Annotated in this window: 30 protein-coding genes and 1 tRNA gene; 19 read left to right on the top strand and 12 right to left on the bottom strand. The window is 54.8% G+C overall.

Going from position 1 to position 26,555, the window contains the following annotated elements:
• Positions 1 to 467: class I SAM-dependent methyltransferase (locus V6D20_03765; protein HEY9814907.1), on the top strand; the 467-nt coding region annotated here is incomplete at its 5' end.
• A gap of 47 nt (positions 468 to 514) precedes the next feature.
• On the opposite strand, the gene V6D20_03760 is transcribed toward V6D20_03765, so the two are convergent.
• The 5 genes from V6D20_03760 to V6D20_03740 all read right to left on the bottom strand — a co-directional run bounded on the left by V6D20_03760 (position 515) and on the right by V6D20_03740 (position 3,631).
• Positions 515 to 724 carry a DUF4926 domain-containing protein gene (locus V6D20_03760; protein ID HEY9814906.1) on the bottom strand — a complete coding sequence of 70 codons (210 nt, stop codon included), beginning with the start codon at positions 722 to 724 and terminating at the stop codon, positions 515 to 517.
• Positions 725 to 743: 19 nt separating this feature from the next.
• Positions 744 to 1,076 carry a hypothetical protein gene (locus tag V6D20_03755; protein ID HEY9814905.1) on the bottom strand — a complete coding sequence of 111 codons (333 nt, stop codon included), beginning with the start codon at positions 1,074 to 1,076 and terminating at the stop codon, positions 744 to 746.
• 337 nt (positions 1,077 to 1,413) lie between these two features.
• A complete protein-coding gene (locus V6D20_03750) occupies positions 1,414 to 1,746 on the bottom strand; it encodes a HepT-like ribonuclease domain-containing protein (GenBank protein HEY9814904.1) in 333 nt (110 codons plus the stop codon).
• Positions 1,743 to 2,054: a nucleotidyltransferase domain-containing protein gene (locus V6D20_03745; GenBank protein ID HEY9814903.1), complete on the bottom strand. Its 312-nt coding sequence runs from the start codon at positions 2,052 to 2,054 to the stop codon at positions 1,743 to 1,745. The genes V6D20_03750 and V6D20_03745 overlap by 4 nt, the downstream gene beginning before the upstream one ends.
• A gap of 209 nt (positions 2,055 to 2,263) precedes the next feature.
• Positions 2,264 to 3,631 carry a tetratricopeptide repeat protein gene (locus V6D20_03740; GenBank protein HEY9814902.1) on the bottom strand — a complete coding sequence of 456 codons (1,368 nt, stop codon included), beginning with the start codon at positions 3,629 to 3,631 and terminating at the stop codon, positions 2,264 to 2,266.
• Positions 3,632 to 4,100: 469 nt separating this feature from the next.
• On the opposite strand from V6D20_03740, the gene V6D20_03735 reads away from it, so the two are divergent.
• Positions 4,101 to 5,186 (top strand): DUF3365 domain-containing protein, encoded by a 1,086-nt coding sequence (locus V6D20_03735; protein ID HEY9814901.1) that lies wholly within the window; start codon positions 4,101 to 4,103, stop codon positions 5,184 to 5,186.
• 160 nt (positions 5,187 to 5,346) lie between these two features.
• Here the strand turns inward: V6D20_03735 and V6D20_03730 are convergent, their stop codons facing one another.
• The 3 genes from V6D20_03730 to V6D20_03720 all read right to left on the bottom strand — a co-directional run bounded on the left by V6D20_03730 (position 5,347) and on the right by V6D20_03720 (position 8,830).
• Positions 5,347 to 5,541, bottom strand: a complete 195-nt coding sequence (locus V6D20_03730) for a hypothetical protein (protein HEY9814900.1) — start codon at positions 5,539 to 5,541, stop codon at positions 5,347 to 5,349.
• A 12-nt stretch (positions 5,542 to 5,553) separates the two neighbouring features.
• Positions 5,554 to 7,707, bottom strand: coding sequence for a glycine--tRNA ligase subunit beta (gene glyS, locus V6D20_03725; GenBank protein ID HEY9814899.1), 2,154 nt, complete (start codon positions 7,705 to 7,707; stop codon positions 5,554 to 5,556).
• 76 nt (positions 7,708 to 7,783) lie between these two features.
• A complete protein-coding gene (locus V6D20_03720) occupies positions 7,784 to 8,830 on the bottom strand; it encodes a YdcF family protein (protein HEY9814898.1) in 1,047 nt (348 codons plus the stop codon).
• A gap of 339 nt (positions 8,831 to 9,169) precedes the next feature.
• Here V6D20_03720 and V6D20_03715 point away from each other — a divergent pair, with 339 nt between their 5' ends.
• The 5 genes from V6D20_03715 to V6D20_03695 all read left to right on the top strand — a co-directional run bounded on the left by V6D20_03715 (position 9,170) and on the right by V6D20_03695 (position 12,505).
• Complete coding sequence (locus V6D20_03715; protein ID HEY9814897.1) at positions 9,170 to 9,358, top strand: CPXCG motif-containing cysteine-rich protein; 189 nt, start codon at positions 9,170 to 9,172, stop codon at positions 9,356 to 9,358.
• A gap of 3 nt (positions 9,359 to 9,361) precedes the next feature.
• Positions 9,362 to 9,520: a hypothetical protein gene (locus V6D20_03710; GenBank protein HEY9814896.1), complete on the top strand. Its 159-nt coding sequence runs from the start codon at positions 9,362 to 9,364 to the stop codon at positions 9,518 to 9,520.
• 165 nt (positions 9,521 to 9,685) lie between these two features.
• The gene (locus tag V6D20_03705; protein ID HEY9814895.1) at positions 9,686 to 10,753 is read left to right on the top strand and encodes a 3-deoxy-7-phosphoheptulonate synthase; all 1,068 of its coding nucleotides are present in this window, start codon (positions 9,686 to 9,688) and stop codon (positions 10,751 to 10,753) included.
• A gap of 88 nt (positions 10,754 to 10,841) precedes the next feature.
• Positions 10,842 to 11,822 carry an S-layer homology domain-containing protein gene (locus V6D20_03700; protein HEY9814894.1) on the top strand — a complete coding sequence of 327 codons (981 nt, stop codon included), beginning with the start codon at positions 10,842 to 10,844 and terminating at the stop codon, positions 11,820 to 11,822.
• 203 nt (positions 11,823 to 12,025) lie between these two features.
• The gene (locus V6D20_03695; GenBank protein ID HEY9814893.1) at positions 12,026 to 12,505 is read left to right on the top strand and encodes a hypothetical protein; all 480 of its coding nucleotides are present in this window, start codon (positions 12,026 to 12,028) and stop codon (positions 12,503 to 12,505) included.
• A gap of 122 nt (positions 12,506 to 12,627) precedes the next feature.
• Here V6D20_03695 and V6D20_03690 read toward each other — a convergent pair whose 3' ends face one another.
• The gene (locus V6D20_03690; GenBank protein HEY9814892.1) at positions 12,628 to 13,725 is read right to left on the bottom strand and encodes a RuBisCO accumulation factor 1; all 1,098 of its coding nucleotides are present in this window, start codon (positions 13,723 to 13,725) and stop codon (positions 12,628 to 12,630) included.
• Between the two features lie 178 nt (positions 13,726 to 13,903).
• Between V6D20_03690 and V6D20_03685 the strand changes: the two genes are divergently transcribed.
• Positions 13,904 to 13,976, top strand: a tRNA-Ala gene (locus tag V6D20_03685).
• A gap of 65 nt (positions 13,977 to 14,041) precedes the next feature.
• Here V6D20_03685 and V6D20_03680 read toward each other — a convergent pair.
• Positions 14,042 to 14,410, bottom strand: a complete 369-nt coding sequence (locus V6D20_03680) for a single-stranded DNA-binding protein (protein ID HEY9814891.1) — start codon at positions 14,408 to 14,410, stop codon at positions 14,042 to 14,044.
• Positions 14,411 to 14,655: 245 nt separating this feature from the next.
• Between V6D20_03680 and V6D20_03675 the strand changes: the two genes are divergently transcribed.
• The 5 genes from V6D20_03675 (at position 14,656) to V6D20_03655 (ending at position 19,074) form a co-directional block, all read left to right on the top strand.
• Positions 14,656 to 15,027, top strand: coding sequence for a VOC family protein (locus tag V6D20_03675; protein HEY9814890.1), 372 nt, complete (start codon positions 14,656 to 14,658; stop codon positions 15,025 to 15,027).
• Positions 15,028 to 15,316: 289 nt separating this feature from the next.
• Positions 15,317 to 15,772, top strand: a complete 456-nt coding sequence (locus V6D20_03670; protein ID HEY9814889.1) for a hypothetical protein — start codon at positions 15,317 to 15,319, stop codon at positions 15,770 to 15,772.
• A 66-nt stretch (positions 15,773 to 15,838) separates the two neighbouring features.
• The gene (locus tag V6D20_03665; protein ID HEY9814888.1) at positions 15,839 to 16,381 is read left to right on the top strand and encodes a biotin transporter BioY; all 543 of its coding nucleotides are present in this window, start codon (positions 15,839 to 15,841) and stop codon (positions 16,379 to 16,381) included.
• Positions 16,382 to 17,905: an AMP-binding protein gene (locus tag V6D20_03660; GenBank protein HEY9814887.1), complete on the top strand. Its 1,524-nt coding sequence runs from the start codon at positions 16,382 to 16,384 to the stop codon at positions 17,903 to 17,905.
• Positions 17,902 to 19,074: a thiolase family protein gene (locus V6D20_03655; protein ID HEY9814886.1), complete on the top strand. Its 1,173-nt coding sequence runs from the start codon at positions 17,902 to 17,904 to the stop codon at positions 19,072 to 19,074. Before V6D20_03660 ends, V6D20_03655 begins: the two co-directional genes overlap by 4 nt.
• Here the strand turns inward: V6D20_03655 and V6D20_03650 are convergent.
• Positions 19,071 to 19,880, bottom strand: a complete 810-nt coding sequence (locus V6D20_03650) for an EI24 domain-containing protein (GenBank protein ID HEY9814885.1) — start codon at positions 19,878 to 19,880, stop codon at positions 19,071 to 19,073. The genes V6D20_03655 and V6D20_03650 overlap by 4 nt on opposite strands.
• Positions 19,881 to 20,522: 642 nt before the next feature.
• Between V6D20_03650 and V6D20_03645 the strand changes: the two genes are divergently transcribed.
• Complete coding sequence (locus tag V6D20_03645) at positions 20,523 to 22,865, top strand: penicillin-binding protein 1A (protein HEY9814884.1); 2,343 nt, start codon at positions 20,523 to 20,525, stop codon at positions 22,863 to 22,865.
• Between the two features lie 114 nt (positions 22,866 to 22,979).
• Positions 22,980 to 23,192: a hypothetical protein gene (locus V6D20_03640; GenBank protein ID HEY9814883.1), complete on the top strand. Its 213-nt coding sequence runs from the start codon at positions 22,980 to 22,982 to the stop codon at positions 23,190 to 23,192.
• A gap of 21 nt (positions 23,193 to 23,213) precedes the next feature.
• On the opposite strand, the gene V6D20_03635 is transcribed toward V6D20_03640, so the two are convergent.
• Entirely contained in the window at positions 23,214 to 24,668 is a 1,455-nt protein-coding gene (locus tag V6D20_03635; protein HEY9814882.1) for a 16S rRNA (cytosine(967)-C(5))-methyltransferase, read from the bottom strand.
• A 74-nt stretch (positions 24,669 to 24,742) separates the two neighbouring features.
• Here V6D20_03635 and msrB point away from each other — a divergent pair, with 74 nt between their 5' ends.
• The 4 genes from msrB to V6D20_03615 form a co-directional block, all read left to right on the top strand.
• Positions 24,743 to 25,147, top strand: coding sequence for a peptide-methionine (R)-S-oxide reductase MsrB (msrB, locus tag V6D20_03630; protein ID HEY9814881.1), 405 nt, complete (start codon positions 24,743 to 24,745; stop codon positions 25,145 to 25,147).
• A gap of 324 nt (positions 25,148 to 25,471) precedes the next feature.
• A complete protein-coding gene (apcD, locus tag V6D20_03625) occupies positions 25,472 to 25,957 on the top strand; it encodes an allophycocyanin subunit alpha-B (protein HEY9814880.1) in 486 nt (161 codons plus the stop codon).
• A gap of 166 nt (positions 25,958 to 26,123) precedes the next feature.
• On the top strand, positions 26,124 to 26,258 hold the full coding sequence (locus V6D20_03620; GenBank protein HEY9814879.1) for a hypothetical protein: 135 nt from the start codon (positions 26,124 to 26,126) through the stop codon (positions 26,256 to 26,258).
• 14 nt (positions 26,259 to 26,272) lie between these two features.
• Positions 26,273 to 26,555, top strand: a 283-nt coding sequence (locus V6D20_03615; GenBank protein HEY9814878.1) for a hypothetical protein, incomplete at its 3' end; no start/stop codon positions are given.

Here is a 26,555-nt window from a genome sequence, read left to right as displayed (position 1 = left end):
AACAAGTTTTCCCTGAGGCACAGCTCCTGGGGCTCGATTTATCGCCCTATTTCTTGGCGATCGCCCAATATCAAACTCCCCGCAAGCATCCCCAAGGCTCCCCCGCACCTCGCTGGCTCCACGCCGCCGCCGAGCAGACAGGACTGCCGGATGCATCCGTAGACCTCGTTTCGACCCACCTCCTGTTCCACGAACTGCCCCAATCGGCAGCGATCGCCATTTTGCAAGAAGCACGGCGAGTGTTGCGCCCCGGTGGGCATCTGGCCATTATGGACATGAACCCCCAGTCGGATATCTATGCCCAAATGCCGCCCTACATCTTGACCTTGCTCAAGAGCACCGAGCCATGTTTGGACGAATACTTTAACCTAGACTTAGCGCAAGCTATCTATGATGCAGGCTTCACCCGTCCGACGATAACCTCCAACACTCCACGTCACCGCACGGTGATCGCCCAAGTGCGTTAGCTCCAAACCACTGGGGGCATCAAGTTCCATGCCCCCAGATCGATATGTTATGCAATTTGAGGCAGGGGAGCATAGTAGAGCTGCATTAACTGTTGGGCACTTAGAGTTTCTAGTGCATAGGTCTTGCCGTTGAGGTCGATAAACTCGACCTCAAAAACACCTGGTTCATAGATTTCAACAATGGTACCGACCTGTCCCTTGTGAAGATTGAGGTCGGGTATGTCTTGGATGAGGGCTACCGCGTCTAAGAGTTTCATGATTTGAGCCTCCTGGAATCTAGGGAATATAGCAGGTGACGAGTTGGGGGAAGTCTTCATTCCGTAGGACGATCCAGATACTTCTAATGATGGCGCTTTTGTTGCCGCGTGTCATAGTGAAATCGATTTGATATTTCTGTCCATAGACATTTTGTTGTGTTGGTATAGCGTCTTCAGTTTGGGCTGCTTGACGTAGAGCGCTCCTTAGTTTCTCTGCATGTTCTAAGCCAAGCCCCAGTGCGGCCTGAAACACAACAGCTTTATGGCGACCTTCGGAATGACTTGGATTGAGTGAATAGCCCTCTAGTTTGTCAAACAAAATCAGTGCTTGATCAGAATGAGGTAGTTTCACGTGCTAGCCCCCATAATTTTTGTATCTCCCTGTCGAGTTCAGCGCCGATGGTATCGCCAAGCAGAACAATTTTTTCAGATATGGTCAGCTAAGGAAGGAGGTAATGTCAACGTCTTTGTTTAGCTTGTCTTCCAGGTTTGTGAGCTGGGTACCGCTTTCCTGAATTATTTATGTATAAATGCATAATTGTTGTTGTATTAAAGTTTTCTTTATCTATCACTTTCTAAGGTTTGAATTGCCACTTCTAGTTGGGCACAGTCAGTAAACTGCTCCTCTAGTATTGTTGGCGATGCTTGCTGTGAGATATGGTGCGATCGCTTTTTTGGCTTCATGGATTTCAAAGCTCCTGAACCATCCTTTCCACGGTCACCTTTAACAGCGGCAAATTATTCTGAACAATCGACCAGACCAAATTCAGTGATACCTGGAAATACTCATGTACCACAATATTTCTAAACGCTACAATTTGTGCCCATGGCACCTCCTGATACTGATTTATCAAATCAGCCGACAACAAATTTGCTGCCTCTCCAATAATCTGAAGATGATGCACTACCCAAACCTGAATTAACTCTTGTTCATCAAATGTTTGCCGTCCTTGACGGGTATATTGCTCGATCGCAGCGATCGCCTCCAGAATATCCTGTAGCCGCTCTGCCTCACGCCTCATAGCGTCACAGCCTCGCGCAACACGCGATCGCGAATCTGCTCCTTCAACATGTCCACTGTCGCGATATCCACCTTGCGGTTCAAAAGCTGTTCTAAGTCCAGCAACAACCCACCTGGAAACCAAGGTGTGATGTTCTCCAAATCGTAATCCACCAAAAAATCAATATCACTCTTGTCAGTTGCTTCCCCCCGTGCCACTGAGCCAAACACTCGCACGTTATAAGCGCCATGCTTTTCAGCGATCGCCAGAATCTGCGATCGCCTATCGTACAGCAGCTCCTTGATGCCTAAGCCCGTCTTGTTTGTCATGCTTCTACATTCTCAATAGGGTCAAGTCTTGTTGAATCGCTACCTCTAGTTTCGCACTTTTAGCAAACTGCTCCTCCAGTATCTTCGTCAACTGCTGCCTCTTTTCCTCAAATGATATTAATAACGTCGTCTCCGGCGATCGCTCCCCCCACAAAAAAAGGGACTGTGCCGTTCACCAGTCCCCCTAAGCTTATTTGAATCGTAACTGGCTACTGTAACGCCCGCATTTGCTCCAAAGTGTCGCGATACCGGCCTGCCATACCCATTTCAAGAAATAAGGTAGAGGCGGTTTCAAAGTCCTGCATGGCCGCATTGAGATTGCCCAATTCCACCTGCAATAAAGCACGACCGTAGTAGGCATCACCAAGTTGGGGATTACTGGCGATCGCGCTTGTATAGTCTGTAATTGCTCCAGCGGTATCGCCCATGCCGGCCCGGAGCGAACCGCGATCGAGATAAGCACGAGCATTGGTGCCATCTAGGGCAATCACCTGGGTAAGATCGGCCATGGAGCCGCTGGTATCGCCTAGCGCTAACCGAGCACTGGCGCGCCCTTGGTAGGCTTCGGCATAGTTTGCCTGGCGCTGAATGGCGGCATCAAAGTCGTTGAGGGCATTGGCCGCGTCGCCAATACTTAGATAGACGTCCCCCCGAGCTTTGTAGGCAGCGGTGTAGTCGTTGCGGATAGCGATCGCTTGACTGAAGGCTGCGATCGCCTCAGCGGGGTTATTAGTCGCGGATAAGACTAACCCACGACCCATATGGGCTTCTGCATAGTTGGGATTTAGGGTTAGGGCAGCATCATAGTCACTAAGGGCAGCGGCTAGGTTACCACCGGCGGAAAAGACGTAGGCGCGGTTGAGGTAGGCGCTGGCAGAGTTGCTATCGAGGCGGATGGCTTCATTGAAGTCTGCAGCTCCTGATTCTAGGTTGCCTGCATTGTAGTAGGCAAGACCTCGGTTGATATAGGCTTCGGTGTAGCTAGGGCGCAGGGCGATCGCTTGGCTGTAGTCGGCGATCGCCGCATCCCGATTGCCGAGAGCCGTATAGCTTGAGCCTCGGTAGACGAGCGCTTCTGGGTAGTCTGGTTGTAGGGTAAGGGCTTCGTCAAAGTCGCTGATCGCCAGGCGATGTTCACCCATGCTGGCGTAGAGGATACCACGGTAGAGGTAGCTCAGGGGGGCAAAGGGATCGAGGCGTAGGGCGTCTTCAAGATCAGCCATGGCGTCGGCATAGCGCTCTAGACGGGTGTAGACATTGCCGCGACCCTGGTAGGCCATGATGTTGTCTGGATCCAGAGCAAGTGCTTGGTTGAAGTCAGCTTGGGCACTCTGCAGATTATCAAGAGCGAGGTAGGCCGTACCCCGAGCAGCATAGGCTGGAGCGTAGGATGGATCGAGGGCGATCGCCTCGGTGAAGTGAGCGATCGCGTCGTCATAGTCTCCTTGGTCTAAATCGTTGATCCCTCGGCGATAGTCTGACTCGGCTGGCGAGGGGATGGGCTGTACGGCGGGAGGGGTTTCCTCCATGGTTTGGGCAAGACTGGGCAGGGAGCCTCCAGCGACCCACATCGTCATACTTAGTACAGAAACGGAAATTAGTTGGTAGTTCATCGCGCGTCCATCGGGTAGATTAATGGGGTTGACACTGACACATCCCATAGCTCAGTAGACATGGGGCGCATCATCGGTCATGCATCGACCCTACATGAGCCCCCATCGTGCCACTACAATAGCCAACCTTTTATAAAGCTGCATCCCTTTGCGTCTGGATCTCAGTCGCCAACCTATGTAGACGGATAAAAGCAAGACGGAAGTTCCACCCCTGCTTCCCTTGCTAGGGGAGATGGGGGCGATCGCCGTGGGCCATCGCGCGGTACTCCAGATGAAAGCTACACTATGAACAACACAATGCTTTGCTATTTTTGGTACCGACTGCCGATGGGTTGAGTCAGGGTTACTGTAAGCATTAATACTGCCAGCATTAATGATCTTACGGTTTGTCTAGTTGCTTGTCCTTGCTCTGTTGTATCGCCCCTCAAACGCTATGCCCTCATCATTCCGCTTCAGCCAGCTAAAACTGAGCTCAAAATTTTCTGCCCTTCTCCTCGTGGTGTTTATTTTGGGAAGTGCAATTGGTGGCTTGGTGTTATCCAATGCCCTGCAACATAAAGCTGAAAACCAGGTAGCTTCCCAGGGATTAGTGTTGCTGCAAACCATTGACTCAGTCCGAAATTATACCGATCGAGAAGTTCGGGAACTACTTCAGGCTCCTCTTGGTGAGGATGAATTTCTGCCCCAGACGGTGCCCTCCTATTCGTCCCGTCGGGTCTTTGAAATGCTGCATGAGCAAACTGGGTTTAGTGAGGTAGCCTACAAGGAGGCTATGTTTAACCCCACTAATCCTATGGATCAGGCGGATGATTTTGAAATGGATCTGATTCAGTTCTTTCAGAAACATCCTGAGGAACGGGAAATGTCAGATTTCCGCACCTTGCCGATTCAGGGCTCCTTTTTCTTTAGCGCTCGCCCAATCGCTATTAAAAACCAAAGTTGTCTAGAATGCCACGGACGCCCAGAGGATGCACCCCAGGCCATGCTAGATCTCTACGGCCGTGAGAATGGCTTTGGCTGGGAGCTAGACTCCATTGCTGGGGTGCAGGTGGTGTATGTACCGGCGGATGAAGTATTTCAGGCTGCTCGCCAATCCTCGGTGATGGTGATGGGGGTGTTTCTGGGGGTATTTGCGATCGCCATCCTAGCTCTGAACAACTTGCTCAAACCCACGGTGATTCGCCCCATTCAAGACTTAGCTCGGGTGTCTCAGCAGTTGACCAGCGGGGAGACCGATCAATCGGAGGAGTTGCGTACCCATCAAGAGCGCTTAGAAACAGTGGCGACGCGAGGGGATGAGCTAGGGCAGCTAGCGAAAATCTTCCAGCGGATGGTGCAGGAAGTGGTCACCCGCGAGAGGCAATTAAAGGAGCAGGTTAAGGCGTTACGCATTGAAATTAACCAATCCAAACGCTCCCAGGAAGTAGCTGAGATTACTGAAACAGACTATTTCCAGGATTTACAGGCGAAGGCGAAGCAATATCGACGGCGAAATCAAGGTGACAAGCCGACGGATTAATCTGGTGGTTCTTCTAAGTGAGAGGACGTAACGATGGGCTTAAATTCTTACAAGAAGAGGGTTGAGCGACGTTGAAACCCGGCCGCTTCATTGAATTGAGGTCACCTACGGAACTTCCGCTATCGATTGCTATCGATCGGCGAGAGAATGCCTGGATCGCCTAGTCTCGCTTAGCGGGTACGAAGCAAGCGGCGACCAAGGCCGCCGTGCCGCCGATGAGCCCAAGGATTAACCAGTTGCCTAATCGCCGACCGCGCCGCTGGGCGACCAAGGCGGCGGTTACTCCAATCACACAATGCAAGACGGCAAGAACCAGGATGGTGCTGCCGTCGGTTGACCAAGGCAATTCAGGCATGGGCGATCGCTCCTAGGCGGGTTTGATAATTGCGCCGAAGTCAGCTAACACCCGCGCATGATTGCGCAGCAGCCCTAGCAGATTGAGACGGTTTTGTTGAATGCTGGCATCGGGATCCATGACCAGTACGCTGGTGGGCCCATCAAAGAAGTCGCGCACCACCGGAGCAATCTCAGTGAGGGCGTCTACTAATCGTTGGTAATCGCGCTCAGCTTGGGCAGACTGAGTGGTGGGCAGCAGGGCAATCAAGGCTTCATAGAAGGCGGTTTCTGAGGGCTGCTGGAAGAACTTGGGATTCACCCAGTCTTGGGGATCGAGGGATGTTGTATCCAAGTCACCCTGGGCAGCCAGACGAGCTGCCCGGTTAACGGTTTCGTAGATGGCGTCGAGGGTGTGGTTTTGGCGGATGGTTTGCAGAAACTGGGCGCGATCGCGGAGATCTAGCAGGTTACTCAAGGCGCGATCGCTATAGTCGGCATCCCCTTCGCCCAGGACGGCGTTCACCAAGTCGTAGTCAATGCCCAAATCGTCTTGCAGCAAGGTGCGCACTCGCTGCAGGAAGAAGTCTTGCAGTTGGCTGAGCAATGTAGCGGCATGGTCGCGCTGGAAGCTGGCGGCAAATTCAGTAGAAACCTTCTCCAGCAGTTTGTTGAGCTGAATCGGCAGCTCTGCACCCCAGGTAATATGGACGATGGCATTGGCGGCTCGCCGCAGAGCAAAAGGATCGGAGGAACCGCTGGGCAAAAGTCCTAGACCGAAGATGCAGACGAGGGTATCGAGGCGATCGCTTAAGCCCACGACCTGGCCGGTGAGGCTGGTGGGCAATGCATCCCCAGCTCCTTTGGGGCGATAGTGTTCCATGATGCCCTGGGCCACGGCGGGCGATTCACCGCTGGCGATCGCATAGTGGTAGCCCATGACGCCTTGCAGTTCAGGAAATTCGCCCACCATCTGGGTGACCAGATCGGCTTTGCACAGCAGGGCACTGCGCTGCACCTCGGCGCGATCGCCCTCGGATAGATCAAGCTGGTCGGCAATGGCATCGGCAATGTGCGTGATTCGGTTCACCTTCTCGCGTACGGAGCCCAGATCTTCTTGGAAGGTGACGCTGTCGAGGCGTGGTAGGTAGGCTTCTAGAGGCTGGGTGCGATCGGCATCAAAGAAAAACTTGCCGTCTGACAGACGGGCCCGCAGCACTCGCTCGTTGCCAGCGCTGATGATTGCCGACTTGGCGGGATCGCCATTGGAAATGGTGATGAAGTAGGGCAGCAGGTCGCTGGAGCCAGCCGCTTTGAGCACGGGGAAATAGCGCTGGTGGCTTTCCATTTCGGTGATAATCACCTCGGGCGGCAGTTCTAAGAAGTCTGGATCAAAGGAGCCAGCGATCGCTGTGGGCCATTCCACCAAGTCGGTCACTTCAGCTAAGAGGCTAGGATTCACCAGGGCTGTGCCGCCCAGGGATGCGGCGAGATCATGAATCGACTGTTCAATGGCCTGACGGCGATCGCTCACCGCTACCTGCACGGATGCAGCTTCTAGGCAAGACAGATAGTCGGCTGCGGTGGGAATCACCACCGGTTCTGGATGGAGGACGCGATGACCCTGGGAGAGGCGATCGCTGCTGCAATGCTCCGAGGCGTTGTCGAGGGTGAGGGGTAGGACGGCATCATCCAAGAGGGCTACGAGCCAGCGGATGGGGCGCGGAAAGCGGAGATCACCATCGCCCCAGCGCATGAAGCGCCGTCCTTCTAGCTTCAAAATCCAATTGGGAATCAGCTCGGTCAACAGATCTGCCGTTGGCCGCCCGGGAATAGTTTGCTGCACAAAGACGAAGTCGCCTTTCTCTGTGCTGCGAATTTCGACGTCGTCAATGGAAATTCCCCGCGATCGTGCAAAGCCCTGCAGTGCCTTAGTGGGTTGGCCATCCTTAAAGGCGGCTTGGGCTGATGGGCCTTTGATCTCATCTTGGCGATCGGGTTGTTGAACTGGGAGCCCTTGAATCACCATGGACAGACGCCGAGGGGTGCCGTAAAACTCAATGCGATCGCTGGTGAGAAACTGTTCACTGAGACTCGCCGGAATCCGCGATCGCCATTGCTCTAGCGCCTCTCCCACAAAGCTAGCGGGTAGTTCTTCGGTTCCAACTTCCAACAAAAACGTGACCATGCTCTCCGTGCGTTCCTTATGCTCTGCTGTTGCCTATGGGCATTCTGGGCTCATTCCGTATCTAGTAGCCTAACTGCTATAGCCCGCAACAATTGGAATAGTTGAGCGGGTAATCAAGCTGGGCCCATCCTCGCAAAAAGTAGTAAATCGAGGTGAGATACTCATCAATAATATAGGTTGTTAAGGCCAGCGCTTCGACGCTCGGCAAGAGATCGGTCACCCGAATCGGAATACTGCCGGAACTAGGCTGAAATTGGATTAAGTCGGTCGGAATGGGGCGCACGAGGCGATCGCCTGGGCGATAGATCTTGGCAAAGGTCGCCGTGGCTCGGCGCAGCGTGAGGGACGGGGCCACCAAAATCACTACCCCTGATTGATTACCAAAGCTTTCGTTGGTGTTGACAGCACTGCGGTAAATCGTTGCGCCACTCCGATCCACCGTAACGTCACGCGGACGCACCCCTAGACTCACCAAGAAGTTTTGAATGCTGTTGGCTTCAGCATCGCTGCCAATTTGCCCGCTGACGATCACCTGGGGGAAGGGATTTTGGATCGTGATCACTTGACCATAGATTTGGGCGGCATGGTCGAGGCGTTGCCGCAGGGGCGCTCCGATTCGATCATCGGAGTTGATGTAGCGAATCGGCTGCACCGGGTCAAGGGAGCTTTGGGTGATGCGGGTGGCAAGGACAACGATGCCGCGCACGGGCAGAGGGGTATCGCCTTGGCGAACAATCAGCTCTGATGGGTTGGCCTCTGCCATGATCGATGCTTCCATTTGGCTTGATAACCAAAAGGGAAAGACGGGGATGCTACAGATGAGCAAGACGGCTAGGGCAATGGAGGCTTCTCGGGCGGCCATGCTTTTCCATTCTTTGCGTTTAGCGGCGTTCACCAGCAGCACAATCGCCAACCCTAGGGGGCGTAGCGGGAAGGATAAAATGGTCCAAACCGTCGAAATGATTCGATCATTGGGATCTCGAAAGGCCAGAAAAATAGCCGCGAATAGCACAAACCCGCCTAGCCATGTGAGGTAGTTTTTCGGAATGAGGTTGTTGAATAAGTACCATAGACCAATTCCAACTAACAGCCACAACAGGGCACGGGTGAGCAGGTCGAACATGACCGCAAATCCTCTCCGGTAGCGTAAAAGCGAATCTAAACAAGGGCTGGGATAGTTGACGCTTGCCTAGGGGACATCTGCTGGGGTGGAGCAGTTCCAAATGGCGATCGCTGCCTAAGCCTAGAAGGGCCGCAACGCTGAATACAGGGGACTATCATCCACTGAGCGCTATAGAGTTTAGATCCATTCAAGTCTAAGGGGCCAATCACGATTTGCCCACGGATTCCCTGGTGGATCAGGCGCGATCGCCCCACGGTGGTTCTAGACGATCCAGCTATGGGCCACAATAGATAGAGATCGGCTGATGATGTCCAGCCATTGTTCCACCTGTAACCCTTTATGCAAACAACGTCTGACTATATGTGTGCCTACTGTGGCGAGATGAACTTAACATTTGTAGACTTGAGTGGAGGGAATCAACAGTCTTACATTGAAGATTGTCAGGTGTGCTGTCGTCCTAATGTGCTTTACATTCGGATTGATGAAGAAACCTTAACCATTGATATCGACACCGGGTATGAGGAGTAGCTCATGGTAGCTGGTCTGATGATCCTGTTTTCGATCGCCCTCGGCATCACGGGTGTCTTGGTATATCTACCGCTGCGGTTGTTGGATGTCCTTCATCTGCCAACGTCCATCGGGGTTGTCATTGCTTTGGGCCTGCTCGCGTGGATCATGGGCGATCGCTAAAAAGCTATTGTGCACGATCCCTTAAGTCTGCAAAGGCATTGTTTTGTTTGGGTAAAGTTGGACGAATTCAGTTGGATTCCGCCCCAAAAGCGCCCACAATAGAACTATCTGGTTCCACCGCCTGTCATTTCGTTTGAACCCTCTGCAATTTCGACCGACGACATTATGCATAAGACCTACGACCTCCATGTTGTAGAAACTCGCCCGCTAATCAGCCCGGCGATGATTCACCACGAGCAGCCTATTACCGACCAGGCTGCTGCACTCGTTGAGTCCACACGCGATCGCATTCGTAACATTCTGCGCCACGAAGATCACCGCATGTTAGTGATTGTTGGGCCTTGCTCGGTTCATGACGTAGAGGCAGCCTACGACTATGGGCAAAAGCTAGAACGTCTACGGGTTGAGCTACAGGATCAGCTTGAGATTGTGATGCGGGTTTATTTTGAAAAGCCTCGCACCACCGTGGGTTGGAAAGGTCTGATCAATGATCCTCACCTAGATGACAGCTACGACATTAATACAGGATTACGCTTGGCTCGGAAGCTGCTGCTAGACCTGGCTGAATTGGGTCTACCATCTGCTACAGAACTGCTGGATCCAATTATTCCTCAATATATTGCTGATGTGATTTCCTGGACAGCGATCGGGGCACGTACCACCGAAAGCCAAACCCACCGGGAGATGGCCTCGGGGCTCTCCATGCCCATTGGTTATAAGAACGGTACTGACGGCAGTTTGCATATTGCCGCCAATGCCATGCTGGCCGCTAGTCAGCCCCATCGCTTTTTAGGCATTAATCATGACGGTCTAGCCAGCATCGTCGCCACCACTGGCAATCCCGACGGGCATCTCGTGTTGCGGGGCGGCAGTACGGGCCCCAACTACGATGTCACCAATGTGGAGACAGCCGCTGGCAAGCTGGCGGGGCTGGGGCTGAATTCCCATGTGATGGTGGATTGCAGCCACGGCAACTCTCAAAAAGACTATCGCCGACAGGTGGATGCGCTAGAGAGCGTGGCAGCTCAGGTGAAGGCTGGTTCTAAGCACCTGATGGGTGTCATGATCGAAAGCCATCTGGTGGCTGGCAGCCAAAAAATCTGTAGCGATCGCCGTCAATTGGTTTATGGGCAGAGCATCACCGATGCTTGTGTCGATTTTGATACAACCGTGACCATGCTCAAAACCCTAGCGGCAGCGGTGGAATCTCGTCAGTATGCATCCCGTTCTTAGGGGCGCGTGGTTGCTTGGCCCAGATGTGAACCCTAGTATTTCATACAGATCTGGGCCATAATACTGTCGTTGATTAGCAGCGTTGCCTATGTCTCCCGAATCTAAACCGTCGTCCGATGCCCGTGGTGGATTAGATGAGTGGGTTGCGGTCATCGTTGCCCTAGGAGCCATGGGTAGTATTGCTGTTTTTGGGCTAGGACAACGAATGGATTGGAGGAGTGCGATCGCTCCGGGAGACTCGCCGGCGGTGTTGCCTTCTGAAGATAGGGTCGTTGGCCCGACCTCTGGAGCGGCGGCGGATGAAGACCGACCTAGAGCTATGATGCAACGTCCCCCATCGCCAGCAAGGGTGTCAACGACACCTCAACCCAGCCAAGCGGGAGGGGCGATCGCCCATTGGCAGGCTGAGCGGAGTCGTCAAGACTGGTCTACAGGGTCTGCTGTTCCTGCAGCATCTTCAACAGCTACAGTAGCGGCGATCGCCTTGATCGATGTACCTAATGACTATTGGGCCAAGCCATTTATCGATCAGATGGTGCAGCTAGGTTACGTAGAGCCTTTGCCAGGGCAAACCTTCCAGCCTGAGCAACCCATGAGTCGCGCTGACTATGCGTCCTTGCTCTATGCCGCCCTACCCCAGCCAGAACGCCGAGTTGCGTCAAGTTTTGTGGATGTGCCAGACGATTACTGGGCCCTAGATGCCATTGAGATGGCGGTGAAATCGGGCTTCTTGTCGGGGGATGCGGAGGATCGGTTCCATCCAGAGGATGGGTTAACCCGTGCTCAACTTTTTCAATCGCTGAATCGAGGGCTATCGCTTGAACCTTCGACCCGACCGCTCGATGAGGTGTTAGGCGTCTATAGCGATCGCGATCAGATTCCGGAAGCCGTGATTCCCTCCGTGGCGGCGGTCACGGAGGCCGGGCTGGTGGTGGGTGATCCTGAGACCTTAGCGCTAGAGCCCGATCGTCCTGCAACCCGAGCGGAAATTATCAGTATGGTCTATCAAGCCCTCGTGTTGAAGGGGGAGGCGGAGCCGATTGAATCGCCCTATAAGATTCAGCCCTAGGTAGTTTGGGCTGGATGGCAGAGCGTTGGACAGGAGCGCTTGACCTAGAGGAGGGCCGATATTTGCACTTCTATCCCCAAATACTCTAATGTGGTATGGCTTAATTCAACGATAAGAAGTTGTTGACTTAGTTAGTAAGCTAAGCACCCGCTTTTGTGAGCGAGGTTCTGTCCGACTCATTGCATAGGGTTAACAAAAACATTATGACTACTCGACAGTATTTGTCCATGCTTGGTGCTTGTGTTTTGCTGGCGATCGCCCCGGCCTGTGGTGGCGAGACGGATCAAGCAGCTACACCCGATACTGATGTCACCACCGAAGAGCCTGCCAATGATGAGGCGGTCGATCCTGAACCAGATACCAGCACGGCTGAGACACCTGAACCAGACACTACCGAAGGGGCAGCTCCAGAAGAACCTGTTGCTAGCGGTGACGCCAATACCTATCCACCAGAAGCCGTATCTAGCTTTTTAGAAAGCTGTGAAGCGTCGGCTGTGCAGGCGGGTGCTACTCCAGAACAAGCCGGTGACTATTGCGCTTGCACCCTGGATGAAATTCAGGCTCTCTATACCTTTGATGAGTTTGCACAAGTGGATCAAGACATCCGCGAAGGGCAGGAGCCCCCGGCGGAGTTTGATGCCATCGTAGACACCTGTGTGAATCGAGTGCTAGGAGAAGGCTAAATCAACGATCCTGCGGCTGTCTCTTGGTGAGGAGCTGTAGTTTAGGGTGGGCACTGGCCCACCCTTGTATCTTTGCCGGTGTGTATAGGTGGCAGATTGTCCTACCTAGGTCAGGCAGATGTCTACTCGTCGATTTGCCAAGGATCTTTGACGTAGTCTTCATCCAAGATCTTCTTAGGACGCACGGCGAGCAACACCCGTCCCAACAGCGGATGCTCAGGGGGGCTTTCGAACCACTGGACGGTGAGGTGGTCATCTTCAGCCGCTAGGAAGTAGCTGTCTGCTTGCCAGTCGCGCTGGGAGCGATCGACTAAAACCAGCACCTCTTCAGATTTCGTATCGAGGGGCGGTGGTAGTTGATCACTCTGGGCTAGGATGGCAACCGGATCATCGGCATGGAGCACCACTGACCAGCCAGGCAAGGCAACCCAGGCACCGCTTCCGTTGAAGGGCACTACGCGGAAGCTACCCTCGGCTTCAACAATGGGCACCGCTTTCCAGTCGTCTAAGGTGAGGGGCATCCGTCCAGCGACGGGGAGCACCCGAGGTAGTTCATCGTCCTCTTCTAGGCGATAGACCGAAATTAAGGGAGCGGAGCGCGATCGCATCTGCACCCCTTCCATCAACAGCTCCTGAATCTGCTGGCGGGCATCATCGGTGTCAGCGAACCGCAAGGCTTGAGCAATCAGGCGCGATCGCTCCGCTAAGTCTGGCTGCTGGCGGGCTAGCTTGTAGTAGCTGTAGGCAACGGCGTCTCCGGCTTTGGTGGAAAAGCCATTGGGTAGGGTTGAAAACCGAGAAAATTCCTTGATTGCTTTGGCTACATCGCGCGATCCTTCCGAGTCGATGCCGCGCTGGAGCACTAGGGTGGCGGCGGCGGCCCGGTCTTCCTGGCTCAAGATGCGAAATTCGTAGAGGCTATCGCTGCCCCGCTGCTCAAAATAGACCTGCACCTCCGGCGAGATGCCAACGTCTACCATGGAGCCATAGACTTGGGCGGCAACGATAATCTGATTTTGCTGGGCTGGTTCGAAGCCAGTTTCTTCAAAAATTTGCTGGGGCGATCGCCCTGCCTTTTGCAGGGTTTGGCACCATTGCCCCCACAGCACCCAGGTTCCTTCCTTGCGGCGCAGGGCAGTGATGAGGGTCTGCAAGTCTTCGGGGGTGGGAGCCGAGCCATCGATGGATGGATTGGGCTGGTCGGGTAACGAGGAAGTCATAGGCTAAGACGTGCGATCGCTCAAAAACAGGGTACTCGAAGAATTTACCGCGAATCGGGGGGACAAATCAGAGGCGATCGCACGGAAATGGGAGCTTACAGGAGGGTTGACGGATTTTTTTGGCGTTAGGGCTTGACGAATCCTCATGCTTCACTGCATCATGGGAGATGCACAAAACGGGGCTATAGCGCAGTTGGTAGCGCACCTCAATGGCATTGAGGGGGTCAGGAGTTCGAATCTCCTTAGCTCCATTTAAATCCAATCTAGTTAGATCCAATCTAAATCCAGCCCAATCGGATTCAAGTAAGCCGGCTTCCTAGAATTCGTCGTAGCTCTGTCCAGCACCGCCACCCATGGCCGCCTCGTCTCGCTTAGAGCCGAGTAGTTCTAGGCGATCGACCCGGATGACGGGACGAGAGCGGGGCATGCCAGTCGCTCGATCCGTCCAGTGATCGAACTTAAGGGTGCCGGTAATGCCAATTAGCTTGCCCTTGCGCACATAGTTGGCAGCGACTTCAGCAGTTTTGCCCCACATCTCTAGGCTAAACCAGTCGGGGTCATCCGAATTGCGGCGACGGCGATCGACGGCCAAGGTCAGATTGCAGACCACGCTACCGGATTCAAAATACTTCACGTCTGGATCTCCACCGACCCGTCCGACTAGGGATACTGAGTTTAGGCTCATAGTTCTGACAAATAGTTCTAGACAATTCGTGAATTTTGTATTGTTGTCTAGTGTGCCACTCTCCTTGGGCGATCGCTAGCGTAGGATCCGCAACTCTGGGGTGCGATCGCTCCTCATACCACTGGGTATTCCGAGCATCTACGGGGATGGCTTGTATCAAATAAAGCTCAAATTTTCTGAATTAAGAGGTTACGCCTAACCTTGAGGGACGATCGGGAATCTGTATTGTTGATGGGGGACTGTGTATGGGCATTACCATTCTGAAACCGTTACACACCGCTGTATTGGTCTCTGATTTAGCGCAGGCAGAGCAGTTTTACGGTGATATCTTGGGCTTGTCTAAGGTGGAGCGATCGCTCAACTACCCAGGAGCTTGGTATCAATTAGGTGAATATCAGGTGCATTTGATGGTGGATGAGCAAGTGCCTAATGGACTGCATAATCGCCAAAAATGGGGACGCAATCGCCATGTAGCCTTTGCGGTCGCCAGTGTGGATGAGGCAGCGGCCCATCTGACGGCGCGAGGCTATCCGGTGCAGCGCAGTGCTTCGGGACGGGCAGCGTTGTTCACCTATGATCCCGATGGCAATGTGGTGGAGCTTTCGGAATTGGCGTAGTTCGAAAAGCTCGACATGCTAGTCAGCGGGTAGACTCAATTCAATGAAGCGGCCGGGTTTCGACTCCGCTCAACCCTCTTTTCATCAGGATTGGAGCATAGGAGCGATGTCGAAAGGCTTACCAATCGCTACGCCCAACACCGATCAGGAGGAGGGCGTACGTTATGGACGGTTCATGTATAGGTCATCAAGGGGTAGACAAGATACAGGGCGCTGATTTGAGAGTTCTATGACAATTTGGGCACACTGAAGGAAAGGGTCCGGCATAGCGCGAGGCTTCCTTCCGGTTATGTGGCAAAAGTTCAGAAATCTAGTTCGCAATGTTTCCACCTATCAAGCTCTCAGTCCTGACCTACGAATTCGACGGCGGGTCAACAGTTGGCTGGGCGATCGCTCGCCCCTCAGCCTAGATAAGTGGGCGGCCGTCCTGCGAGAGTCGTGGGGTATTTCCCGAGCGGTGGCTAGCTTTGCCTATATCCATTTAGAACAATATTCGGGCTTACAGGTGGCGCGGCTGCGGCCCAGCGATCGCCTCGATGATGACCTGCAGTGGGCCCATGTCTGCTGGTTTGATTGGCAGCTTTGTCTGTGTGATGACTTTTGTCGGCGGTTTGGTGTGGATATCAGCGATCGCCTCGATCAACTCACACCCAGCACCGTCGCAGATTTGCTGGTGTTTTTGGAAAGGCAGCTCCACCGCAGTTCCACTGCAGACTTGCCCTGTGATGATTCGCCCTGCCCCTAGGGTCGTAGAATTAGCGATCGCATTTGCGCTATAGTCTAACCCGCGAAGACTACGGTTGCCCTAGCGATGAAAACTCTTGATTTAGTTTATGTGGGGCTTTTTGCAGCCCTAACGGCGGTGCTTGGCCTGCTGCCGCCGGTGCCGGTGCCGGGCTTGCCGGTGCCGATTACGGCCCAAACCCTGGGGGTGATGCTGGCTGGATCCATCCTGGGTGGCAAGCGGGGTGGCTTGGCGCTGCTGGTGTTTGTGGTGTTGGTTGCCATCGGTTTGCCCGTGTTGCCCGGTGGGCGCGGTGGTCTGGGCGTATTCCTCGGGCCCTCGGGAGGGTTCGTGGCTGCCTTTCCCGTGGCGGCGGCGGTGATTGGTTGGCTGATGGAGCGGTTTTGTCGTCGCCCCCATTTACCGAAAGCGATCGCCATCAACATCATCGGTGGTCTGGGCGTGGTCTATGCCATTGGCGTGCCCTGGCTGGCGGTGGCGGCGAAGCTGTCCCTTGTTCAAGCTCTCGCGGGGTCGGCGGCCTTTATTCCCGGTGATGTGGTGAAGGCGGTGCTAGCCAGTGTGACCCTGCAGGCGGTGTGGCGAGCTATGCCGGATTTGAAGCGCTAAATGGCGATCGCAGATGGATTGCTGCGGGTGACCCAAACCTGGCCCGATCGTCCAGCGGTGGTGGTGGGCGATCGCACCTATACCTACGGTGATCTGGGGCAGCGGATCCAGCAGATGGCGGCTCGATTGCAGACCGTGGAGCGTCAGGATGGTTGGTCTGATCCTCGGCTGGCGGCCTGTACCTTGCGGGTGGGTTTACTCTTGGGCAATCGCTTGGAGACCCTGGTCACTTTCTGGGCCACGTCCCTGATCGGTGGCGTGGCTGTGGTGCTGAATCCCGACTGGTCTCCAGTTCAGATCCAGGCCACTTTGCACCGCTACCCGCCGGATCTGTTGGTGACGGATACCCAAGGGATGGTGGCCCTGGCCGACCATCTGCCGCCGGGACTGTTGGTGTGGGATGTCGATACGGATTGGGAACTAGGAGACGAGACATTTATGCCCCAAGCGATCGCCCCCGATACGCCTTTCTACATTGGCTTTACTTCGGGAACCACTGGGCTACCCAAGGGCATCCTGCGTCACCATCAGTCTTGGATCGATAGCTTTGCGGTCAGCCGTCAGGAATTTGGCATCGGGGCGGGCGATCGCGTCTTGGTGCCCGGCTCGTTGGCCTACAGCCTGTCGTTGTTCACTGCTGTGGATAGTTTGCAGGCGGGGGCAACTCTGTATCTATTGCCCTATTTCAGCGTCCGCCAAGGTTTGCGCCTGCTCGATCAGGCGGCGATTACCTGGCTGGTGGGGGTGCCCACCATGGTGGGGGCGATCGCTCGTTTGGCAGAACGGCGGCGCGGTGTCTATCTGTCGGTGCGTGGCGTGGTTTGTGCTGGCAGTCGCTGTCCGGCGTCCTTGGCTGCAACCACAGCGGCCGTTTTTCCTAAGGCGGTGACCTATGCCTACTACGGTGCATCGGAGCTAAGTTTTGTCAGCCTGCGGTCATCTCAGGAGTCGCCACCGTCGGCATCCGTGGGCCGGGCCATGGCTGGGGTTCGTCTATCGGTGTTGCGGGATGATGGCGATCGCTGTGAACCGGGGGAGGTGGGCTGGATTGCCATCCAAAGTTCCATGATCAGTCTGGGGTATTTGGCCGATGAGCCGGGGGGGCTGCGCTGGCTTGGGAATTGGGCCACGGTGGGCGATCGCGGTTGGCTGGATGACCAAGGTTGGCTGTATCTGGCAGGACGGGAGGGCGATCGCCTCACCACCGGCGGCTTGACGCTCTATCCTCGGCAGCTTGAGCAGGTGTTAGAGCAGCGGTTAGACATTCAGCAAGCGGTGGTGGTGGGGGTGCCGGATGAGCAGCGGGGCGATCGCTTGGTGGCGGTGCTGGCATGGCAGGGAGCAGAACGACCGACGCGGCGACAGTTGTTGACCTGGATGCGCACCCAGGTGCCCCGTGCCCACTGTCCTCAGCAGTTCTACACCACCTCCCGCTGGCCCATCGCCCCGAGCGGCAAGCTGGATCGTCTAGTGCTGCGACAGTGGCTCCTAGAGGCTGCGCCGGAGCTGGAGGTGCTGCGATGAGCCGTGCGCCGATCATTGTGGCGGCCCGACGTACCCCCATTGGGCGGGTGGGGCGATCGCTGCGATCGCTCTCGGTGGAGCAGTTGGCAGCTCCTGTACTGCGGGCCTTGCTAGAGGATGTGGGGCTGGGCCCCGATGCGGTGGCGGATGTGGTGTTGGGTAATGCGATGGGCCCAGGGGGCAATCCGGCCCGGCTGGCGGCGCTGACGGCAGGTTTTCCAGTCTCGGTGCCGGGGCTGACGGTGGATCGCCAGTGTGGATCGGGGTTGGCGGCCATTAATCTAGCAGCTCGACTAATTCAATCGGGGGCGGGCGATTGCTACATAGCTGGCGGTATGGAAAGCGTGAGTACGGCACCTTGGCGGATCGAGAAACCTGCTTCCCTCTATGACCTGCCTCGGTTCACCCATCGGGCCCGCTTTGCTCCGGCAGCCCTCGGTGATCCAGATATGGGCGCAGCGGCAGATCAAGTGGCCCAAACCTACGGCATTCGCCGCGATCGCCAAGATGCCTACGCTCTCCAGAGTCATCAGAAGGCGATCGCGGCGGAGCAGGCAGGACGTTTTGCTCTAGAACGGGTGCCGGTGCCCCTGTCTAGCCAAACCAGGGTGACCGACGATGACTGTCCCAGGGCTAGTTTATCCCTAGAACGCTTGGCAAAGCTGCCGCCGGTGTTTAGTCCTGAGGGAACGGTAACCGTAGGCAACGCCTGCCCGATCAACGACGGAGCGGCGGCGGTGCTGATCATGGCGGAGGAGCAGTGCCGTGCCTTGGGCATTCGTCAGGGGCTACGGTTTGTGGACGCGGCGATCGCAGGCGTCGATCCTAACCTAGCGGGCATCGGCCCCGTCGCCTCAACTCGGTTACTCCTGAACCTCTACCCGGCGCTCACCTGGGCAGAGGTGCACCACGTGGAGTTTAACGAAGCCTTTGCCGCCCAAGTTTTGGCTTGCTTAGATGTCCTAGAGATTCCGCCTGAGTTGGTGAATCCTGGCGGTGGCGCGATCGCCCTGGGCCATCCCTACGGGGCCTCCGGGGCGATTTTAATGACGCGGTTGTTTACCGATTTGGTTCGCCATCGTTCGCCGGGAGCGTGGCGTGGCCTGGCGCTGATTGGCGTGGGCGGTGGCTTAGGGATTTCCACCCTGGTGGAACGCTGGGATGGCTAGTCGCGATTGCCCGGTTCCAGTTTGGGCAAAATGCGATCGCAGAAAAACAAGGTGCCCGCCGTAATGCAAAGGGGAATGGCCAGCAGGTTGACGAAGGGAATACTCACCAGTCCTAGACTGACCAGGCCAAAGGTGGCGCTGGCTGGAAAACTGCGGCGCACCCAGCCTAGCTTGTCGCGAAATCGCAGGCGGCGGCGTTCCAAAGCCGGATCAAAAAAGTCTAAGCAAACAATAGTCACCCCCAGTCCAATGCTGCCTACGGTGGCGATCGCCGTGCCAATGCCGGGAAACCAGCCGATGAAAAACAGCGGTAGACCTAACCCGATCACCAGCACCAATTTTTTCAGCTCAAACAAAATAGCGCGCCAAATATCCCGCACAATGCTGCCAATGCCAGGGACGTCCTCGGGTTTATGTCCTGTGCGCAGAATTTCCAGCTCTTCCGATAGCCGTCCGTAGAGGGGCGAACCCAGAATGCCGCCAAATTGCAGCAGCAGCAGTCCCGTGGCAATCAACAAGATAATGGCCAGTAAGCCTCGGAGCAGCAGCTCCAGAAATCGTGCCCAGTCCGGCAGACCGGCCATTAGCCCATCAATGCCGTTAAAGCCTGCTGAGAGAGCCCAGGTGTAGAAGGTGCCGCCGACGATGACATTGATGATGATGGGAATCAAGACATACCAGGCTAGGCGCGGGGTCTGTTGCAGAAAGGCGATCGCTCTGAGGGGATAGCTAAATCCAGCAACAAGTCCTCCAATCCCACTTGTTGGCAGGGCTTCTTTTTTTTTGCTTGGTTCTGATGCACTCATAGATCCAACTAGCGTCACAACATCTTGACAACATCAGGGAGATAGAAGCGATCACATCTCCATGCTTGGCAACAGGCTGGGGTGTCTGAAACCCCTAACCCATCGGTCAATGCTCCTATCCTAGCCAAACGGACTACCCTCACACTGAACCCAGTCGTTGAGCCATGAGATCTTTCTGCGAGGGACTAGACAAGATACACTAATACCTCATAGTGTTAAGACTTTGAAAACCACGTTCATAATTCGCTAAATTTCCAGTCGATAGTCTAGATCAATATCGTGAGGCTAATGCCGTGGGCTAAGGTACAGCCATATACAACCTCATTTTTCCTGATGCTGGAGTTTTTAGCTGCTCTATTCAGTAGGCTGGGCACCTGAGTGAGCTAGGCTAGAAGCGATTGTGACATCAGGAATGCTTGTGGAATCTAGGATGTGGCTATGCTTCTAGATCGCACCTTGCTTGAAATTAAGTGATTCAGTCGCTTGAGTTTGTTGGAAGGCTTGAAAGCCATACCCCATAAACCGTGAGACCTGCAGGAATTTCTAGTGACAAACTTCCTTACAACGTTAAAGACGTTTCAATTGAGGCTGAAGGGGCATCCCAGTTGTGATAAACAGACCAAACAGTCGCAGGTGGTTGGTATGAATCGTCCTAATACCCCCAAACTCTCCTGGTTTGGATCGCTGTGGTCGGCCCGCGCTGAGCGATCGCCCGCTGACCTAGCAGATGCCCAAGTGTCTGATACTGCATCGAGTCCTGTTCGCGAGAAGCGATCGCGTCGTCGACCCCCGTCCCAGCGCAGGCGCCTTGCTAGACGTTACTGGCTCTGTGCCGGTTTAGGTGTAGCGGTTGGCGTTGTGGGTAGTGGCTACTTCACAACGGTGCGCATGTTGGAATCTGTGCGTCGAGACCTGCCCGATGCCGCGGATGTGCTCACCTACGCTCGGGATGGCACGCTGACGATCCAGTCCGATGACGGTACTATCTTGCAGACCATTGGCCCTGCAACTAGAGAAAAAGTGGCCTTTGACGTCATGCCAGATAGGCTGGTCAATGCGTTTATTGCCGCCGAAGACAAAAACTTCTACGAGCACAACGGCGTAGACTACTGGGCGATCGTGCGCGCTGCCCGCACGAATATCCGGGTGGGAGAAGTGGTAGAAGGGGCTAGCACCATCACCCAACAGCTTGCTCGCATTGTGTTTCTTGACCAAGACCGTACCTATGAACGTAAGCTGCGGGAAGCTCTTTTAGCTCAAAAAATGGAGCAAGAGCTAGAGAAGGACAGCATCTTAGGGCAATATCTCAACCTGGTCTATCTTGGCTCTGGAGCCTATGGTGTGGCGGATGCGGCCTGGGTTTATTTTAGTAAGTCTGTAGAGGATCTGACCCTATCGGAAGCCGCGCTGATTGCTGGGTTGCCTCCCGCCCCCACCGACTACTCACCGTTGGTCAATCCTGATCTGGCCCTGCAGCGACGAGATGTGGTGCTCAACCGTATGGTTGAAGCCGAGTTCATTACTCCGGCAGAGCGAGATGCAGCGATCGCTGAGTCTTTAACGCTCAATCCAAGTGAGCCTAAATATTTCAACAGTGAGATTCCCTATTTCACCATCTACATTCAGCAGCAACTGCCAGAGTTGATCTCCCAAGACCAGCTTGAGCTGGGTGGGCTGGTGGTCGAAACGACCCTAAATTTAGAGTGGCAGCGGATTGCGGAAGAAACCATCGAAAATGCCATTGAAAACTACGGCACCTACGAAGCCTTTGAACAGGCAGCGCTGGTGAGCCTCGATCCACGCACGGGCGAAATTAAGGCCATGGTGGGGGGGACCGATTTTGACGATAGTCAGTTTAACCGAGTGACCCAAGCCCAGCGTCAGCCTGGCTCGACCTTCAAAACCTTTGTCTATGCGGCAGCGATCGCTAGTGGCATGTCTCCGTACAAAACCTACGAAGATGCGCCGTTTAAGGTCGATGGCTATGAACCCCAAAACTATGGCCGTAGTTTTCGAGGAACGATCAGCATTCGTGATGCCCTGATTTCGTCGATCAACGTCGTAGCCGTGAAGACCCTGATTGATGTTGGTTTTTCTCCGGTGGTTGAGGTGGCGACCAAAATGGGCATTCAATCCGCCTTGATGCCCACCTACTCCATGGCGCTGGGTGCCTCGGAGGTGAACCTGCTGGAAATGACCAGCGCCTATGGCACCTTGGCGGCTGAAGGACTCCATGCTGATCCCCATGGTATTGTGCGCGTTACCAATCGGTACGGTACGGTGATCTACGAAGCCGAGGTAGCGCCAGAGCGAGCTATTGGTGAAGATACCGCTGCGATTGTCACCTGGATGCTGCAGGGGGTGGTGCAAAGTGGTACGGGCGTCAATGCCTCGCTCCCAGGGCGTCCTGTGGCAGGAAAGACAGGGACGTCAGAAAATTATCGGGATCTGTGGTTCGTTGGCTACATCCCCCAGTTGGTCACGGGGGTTTGGTTGGGCAATGATGACAGTACTCGGACATGGGGGGCTAGTGCTACCGCTGCTCTTACCTGGCATGACTTCATGAGTCGCGTTGTGGACGAACTACCGGTGGAGTCATTCCCTGAGTTACCCCCGCTGGAGGGACGAACACCTACGATTCAAGCCCAGCCTGTACGTGCTCAAACGCAAACTCCGTCGGCATCCTCTAGTTCTAGTACGCCGGCATCCTCTGGAAGTTGGTCTGAAGAGCCTGATGCGCCCAGCTATGAGGAGTCTGGAGATCAGGGCTATAGTCCGCCGCCAGAATATGCGCCAGAACCGGCGCCAGAACCGGCCTCTCAGGATAGCTTCAGTGAAGGTGAGCCTGCGCCTCCTGTTGCCGAACCGCCTGTGGTAGAGGTGCCGCCAGAAGTACCACCGCTCGATCTGCCGCCACCTGCCCCAGAATCGTCAGCGTCTCCAGTGCCTGTTGAGCCTGGGTTGGAGCCGGCTCCCCTACAATAGCGATCGCCCTCGGCGTGAATCTGGGATACTAGGGAATAGAACTAAGGGGAGATGACTCACCCAGAGGCATCCCCTAGGATAGTAGGGCTGATTTATTAAGGACTGGTATACACCATGATTGTATTGATGGATGCAACCGCGACAGCTTCTCAATTTCCAGTTGCCTTTACAGCGGTATACGTTGTGGGATTTATTGCTGCGGTTGCCATTGGTTCCATTGCCTGGTACAACTCTAAGCGTCCGCCCGGTTGGGAAGATGCGGATCGTCCTGACATTGTTCCAAAAGTCAGTAGTGAAGGCGATTCGAGTCCATCGGATCAATCTTGATCCTGGGCCTATCGTTCTCCGTTATTCGCGAGATGACTCGGGCGATCGCTTCAGTTTGGCCATGAAAAAGCCATCCATGTGATGTCTATGGGGCCAAACCGTGAGCCATCCTTCTGACGAGTCATAGGGCGTGGCGATCGCCATAGATGATAACGGTTGAAGCTGCCAATGGGGATGGTTGGCGAGAAACTGCTGGACGACACCTTGGTTCTCTGCTGGATGCAGCGTACAGGTGGAATACACCAGACAGCCGCCAGGCTTTACCCAGGTAGCTGTTTGGGTGAGCAACTGTTGTTGTAGGATCACCAGCGCCTCAACGCTTTCAGGCGTTTGTCGCCAGCGGGCGTCGGCATGGCGGTGCAGAGTGCCCAACCCAGAACAAGGGGCATCCACCAAAACGCGATCGCCCTGGTCGATAAACTGCTCCATCTGAGTGCTGTCCCCCAGGCAGGTTTGAATCGAGGTTAGCCCCAAGCGTTGGGCCGTTTGGTCAATACGCTTGAGGCGACTGGCATAGCGATCGCAGCCCCACACGGTACCGCGATCGCCCATCAGCTCAGCTATATGGGTGGTTTTACCGCCGGGAGCTGCACAGGCATCGATCACCACCTCCCCCGGCTGGGGATCTAAACAATGGCTTACCAACTGGGCGCTACTGTCTTGCACCGTCCAGAGTCCCTCTTGAAATCCCGGCAGCGATCGCACCGCACCGCCGCCGCGTAGGCGAATGCCATCGGGAAGATGGGGGACGGGCTCGGCTTCTAGGCCAGCTTGCTGAAATTCTTTGAGGATAATGTCTACGGAGGCCCGGAGACGATTCACCCGTAGATCTAGGCTGGGTGGCTGGTTGAGCCAATCACACAGAGCTTCGGCGGCCGCTATGCCGAGCTGATCCACATAGACTTGTACGATCCAATCAGGATAGCTGTACTGCAGCCCCAGACGGGCGATCGCCTCCTCGGGGAGCTGCAGGGGATCCACGTTGGTCTCTGCCAAGCGGGTATAGCGACGCAGTAGACCATTGACAAAGCCCGACAGCCCGCCTAGCCGCTGCTGCTTGGCCAGCTCCACCGTGGTGTTCACCGCTGCTGAGGCTGGAATGTGGGTAAGATACCGCAGTTGATAGAGCCCTAGGTGAAGAATTAGCCGCAGATCGGGCGGTTGGTCGCTGGCAGGCTTACTGGCCAATTGGTCGATCAAGGTATCGAGGGTGCGCTGGCGACGGACACTGCCGTAGACCAATTCTGCCACCAAGCGGCGATCGCGATCGGGCAAGGGCGACTGGGTGAGCACATCATCCACAATCACATTGGCAAACCCACCGTGTTGGATAGCTTTGAGGGCTAGAAATGCTAGGGTGCGAGCATCTGCCTGCTGAGGGTATTTCATAAAGTCGGGCATACTCGGGCATACAACGTGGCAAAACAAGACAGGCGATCGCTGTCGGCAGAGCGATGACTCGCCTCTGGGGTTCAAAATTTGTAACAATTCAAGTAGAACGATTTAAACGCAGGCAATCACGGACGATCCTGCCACCCATAGGAGAATGCATGATGATTCAGAAAGTTCAGAAAACCGACGATGAGTGGAAGCAAGAGCTGACCCCAGAACAATTTAAGGTCACCCGTAAAAAAGGTACCGAGCGGGCCTTCTCCGGAGCTTACCACGACAACAAACAAGCTGGAATTTACCAGTGTGTCTGCTGTGGCACCGAGTTGTTTAGCTCCGAGACGAAGTTTGATTCCGGCACCGGCTGGCCGAGCTTTTGGGCTCCCATCCAAGATGAGCATGTGGGTCTAGAGAGCGATCGCAGCTTTTTCATGGTGCGCACGGAAGTGGTCTGTGCGTCCTGCGGAGCCCACTTGGGGCACGTGTTTGACGATGGCCCAGCGCCCACCGGGCAGCGCTACTGCATGAACTCGGCAGCTCTTACCTTTGTGCCTCAGGAAGGTTAGGAGCCTGGGGCGATCGCTTTCGTGAGAGGTTCGTTATGTTTCGCAACATTTCTAGACAAAAGCGATCGCTCCCCCGATCGAGATCGTTAGCGTGAAACCCAAGGGATATCAAGCCTAGAGCAGGTTGGTCGATAGACAGCGATCGCCTGCTCTCCAGACTTTTCAAGCTAGTCTTGGTTAGAACTTTGGCAAAATACTCGACTAGTGAGACGATAGGGACTGATACCCTAGCGATCGCCTGATGCAGATGTTCCTTTCTTCTGGCTCTCATAATCGCTAGACTACTGATAATCTAGTCATTTCAACAAAATTCCTACGATAACTATGAGTGTAGTTAGCCAAGTCATTCTCAATGCCGATGATGAACTTCGCTACCCCAGCAGTGGCGAACTGAGCACCATGCGCAGCTTCTTTCAGACGGGTGAGCAACGAATTCGTATCGTCACAACCCTGTCTGAAAATGAGAGAAAAATTGTAGAAGAATCCAGCAAGCAGCTCTGGCGCAAACGTCCTGACTTTATCGCTCCTGGTGGCAACGCCTATGGACAGAGACAGCGGGCCCTTTGCCTCCGGGATTACGGCTGGTACCTGCGCCTGATTACCTATGGAATCTTGTGTGGATCCAAAGAGCCGATTGAAAGCATTGGCTTGATTGGCGTTCGGGAAATGTACAACTCCCTAGGAGTTCCGGTTCCCGGTATGGTTGAAGCTGTTCGTTGCCTGAAGAATGCGTCTTTAGCGCTGCTTAGTGCAGAAGATGCGTCTGAAGCGGCTCCTTATTTTGACTACATCATTCAAGCCATGTCCTAGATAGGGCAGGGTGAAGGATGATGTTGGTCAAGGTCGGTTTGGGTGATTCGCTTTCGGTGCGGATTATTCAGCTCATCTTGACAGAATCTCTTGAGTGTCCTCTGGGCTGAACCCAACTTGGGCCGTTTGGTCGATGGTGGGTGGGCGCGGAGGCATTCTTTATGGAATGGCAAGGGAATCCCGATGGGATGCACCGCAAACCTGGTTCACCTGGCCAACCCCTGCGCTAGAATTGGGCATTGAAGGCGATCGCTCCCCCATGGGTGCCGGTCAACGGACGTCGGTTGATAGTCGGTCATAGAATGCGGTGAGTTTATGCGATTGGGAAAGGTCGTCAAGTCCAATTCTCATTGCGACTATATTGTTCAGCTTGATGATGCCTACGCGGTAGATAATCCGCCCTCTGCTGACGCCTTTGGGTTTGGCTCGTTTGTCAAACTAGAGGAGAAGGATGGGCGACATTGGGCTGTGGGGCTGGTCTACAACAGCCAGTTGATTAACCCGCAGTTTTTGAATAACGGCCCGCGGCTGTCGAGTGAGCCCGATCCGCTCTTCAGCCCCGATCTGATTGAGGAAACCCGTACTGTCTTGGGTACCG

This window comes from Candidatus Obscuribacterales bacterium (genome assembly GCA_036703605.1).
In the GTDB taxonomy this organism is placed as follows: domain Bacteria; phylum Cyanobacteriota; class Cyanobacteriia; order RECH01; family RECH01; genus RECH01.
The sequence above is the reverse complement of the archived record's forward strand: the minus strand, read 5'-3'. Positions and strand labels throughout refer to the sequence as shown.

What these genes read in the sequence shown, in the direction of transcription:
- V6D20_03760 (HEY9814906.1), bottom strand. Translation starts at nt 724, where the DNA reads ATGAAACTCTTAGACGCGGTAGCCCTCATCCAAGACATACCCGACCTC.
- V6D20_03750 (HEY9814904.1), bottom strand. Translation starts at nt 1,746, where the DNA reads ATGAGGCGTGAGGCAGAGCGGCTACAGGATATTCTGGAGGCGATCGCT.
- V6D20_03745 (HEY9814903.1), bottom strand. Translation starts at nt 2,054, where the DNA reads ATGACAAACAAGACGGGCTTAGGCATCAAGGAGCTGCTGTACGATAGG.
- V6D20_03740 (HEY9814902.1), bottom strand. Translation starts at nt 3,631, where the DNA reads ATGACGATGTGGGTCGCTGGAGGCTCCCTGCCCAGTCTTGCCCAAACC.
- V6D20_03735 (HEY9814901.1), top strand. Translation starts at nt 4,101, where the DNA reads ATGCCCTCATCATTCCGCTTCAGCCAGCTAAAACTGAGCTCAAAATTT.
- V6D20_03730 (HEY9814900.1), bottom strand. Translation starts at nt 5,541, where the DNA reads ATGCCTGAATTGCCTTGGTCAACCGACGGCAGCACCATCCTGGTTCTT.
- glyS (HEY9814899.1), bottom strand. Translation starts at nt 7,707, where the DNA reads ATGGTCACGTTTTTGTTGGAAGTTGGAACCGAAGAACTACCCGCTAGC.
- V6D20_03720 (HEY9814898.1), bottom strand. Translation starts at nt 8,830, where the DNA reads ATGTTCGACCTGCTCACCCGTGCCCTGTTGTGGCTGTTAGTTGGAATT.
- V6D20_03715 (HEY9814897.1), top strand. Translation starts at nt 9,170, where the DNA reads ATGCAAACAACGTCTGACTATATGTGTGCCTACTGTGGCGAGATGAAC.
- V6D20_03710 (HEY9814896.1), top strand. Translation starts at nt 9,362, where the DNA reads ATGGTAGCTGGTCTGATGATCCTGTTTTCGATCGCCCTCGGCATCACG.
- V6D20_03705 (HEY9814895.1), top strand. Translation starts at nt 9,686, where the DNA reads ATGCATAAGACCTACGACCTCCATGTTGTAGAAACTCGCCCGCTAATC.
- V6D20_03700 (HEY9814894.1), top strand. Translation starts at nt 10,842, where the DNA reads ATGTCTCCCGAATCTAAACCGTCGTCCGATGCCCGTGGTGGATTAGAT.
- V6D20_03695 (HEY9814893.1), top strand. Translation starts at nt 12,026, where the DNA reads ATGACTACTCGACAGTATTTGTCCATGCTTGGTGCTTGTGTTTTGCTG.
- V6D20_03690 (HEY9814892.1), bottom strand. Translation starts at nt 13,725, where the DNA reads ATGACTTCCTCGTTACCCGACCAGCCCAATCCATCCATCGATGGCTCG.
- V6D20_03680 (HEY9814891.1), bottom strand. Translation starts at nt 14,410, where the DNA reads ATGAGCCTAAACTCAGTATCCCTAGTCGGACGGGTCGGTGGAGATCCA.
- V6D20_03675 (HEY9814890.1), top strand. Translation starts at nt 14,656, where the DNA reads ATGGGCATTACCATTCTGAAACCGTTACACACCGCTGTATTGGTCTCT.
- V6D20_03670 (HEY9814889.1), top strand. Translation starts at nt 15,317, where the DNA reads ATGTGGCAAAAGTTCAGAAATCTAGTTCGCAATGTTTCCACCTATCAA.
- V6D20_03665 (HEY9814888.1), top strand. Translation starts at nt 15,839, where the DNA reads ATGAAAACTCTTGATTTAGTTTATGTGGGGCTTTTTGCAGCCCTAACG.
- V6D20_03660 (HEY9814887.1), top strand. Translation starts at nt 16,382, where the DNA reads ATGGCGATCGCAGATGGATTGCTGCGGGTGACCCAAACCTGGCCCGAT.
- V6D20_03655 (HEY9814886.1), top strand. Translation starts at nt 17,902, where the DNA reads ATGAGCCGTGCGCCGATCATTGTGGCGGCCCGACGTACCCCCATTGGG.
- V6D20_03650 (HEY9814885.1), bottom strand. Translation starts at nt 19,880, where the DNA reads ATGAGTGCATCAGAACCAAGCAAAAAAAAAGAAGCCCTGCCAACAAGT.
- V6D20_03645 (HEY9814884.1), top strand. Translation starts at nt 20,523, where the DNA reads ATGAATCGTCCTAATACCCCCAAACTCTCCTGGTTTGGATCGCTGTGG.
- V6D20_03640 (HEY9814883.1), top strand. Translation starts at nt 22,980, where the DNA reads ATGATTGTATTGATGGATGCAACCGCGACAGCTTCTCAATTTCCAGTT.
- msrB (HEY9814881.1), top strand. Translation starts at nt 24,743, where the DNA reads ATGATGATTCAGAAAGTTCAGAAAACCGACGATGAGTGGAAGCAAGAG.
- apcD (HEY9814880.1), top strand. Translation starts at nt 25,472, where the DNA reads ATGAGTGTAGTTAGCCAAGTCATTCTCAATGCCGATGATGAACTTCGC.
- V6D20_03620 (HEY9814879.1), top strand. Translation starts at nt 26,124, where the DNA reads ATGGCAAGGGAATCCCGATGGGATGCACCGCAAACCTGGTTCACCTGG.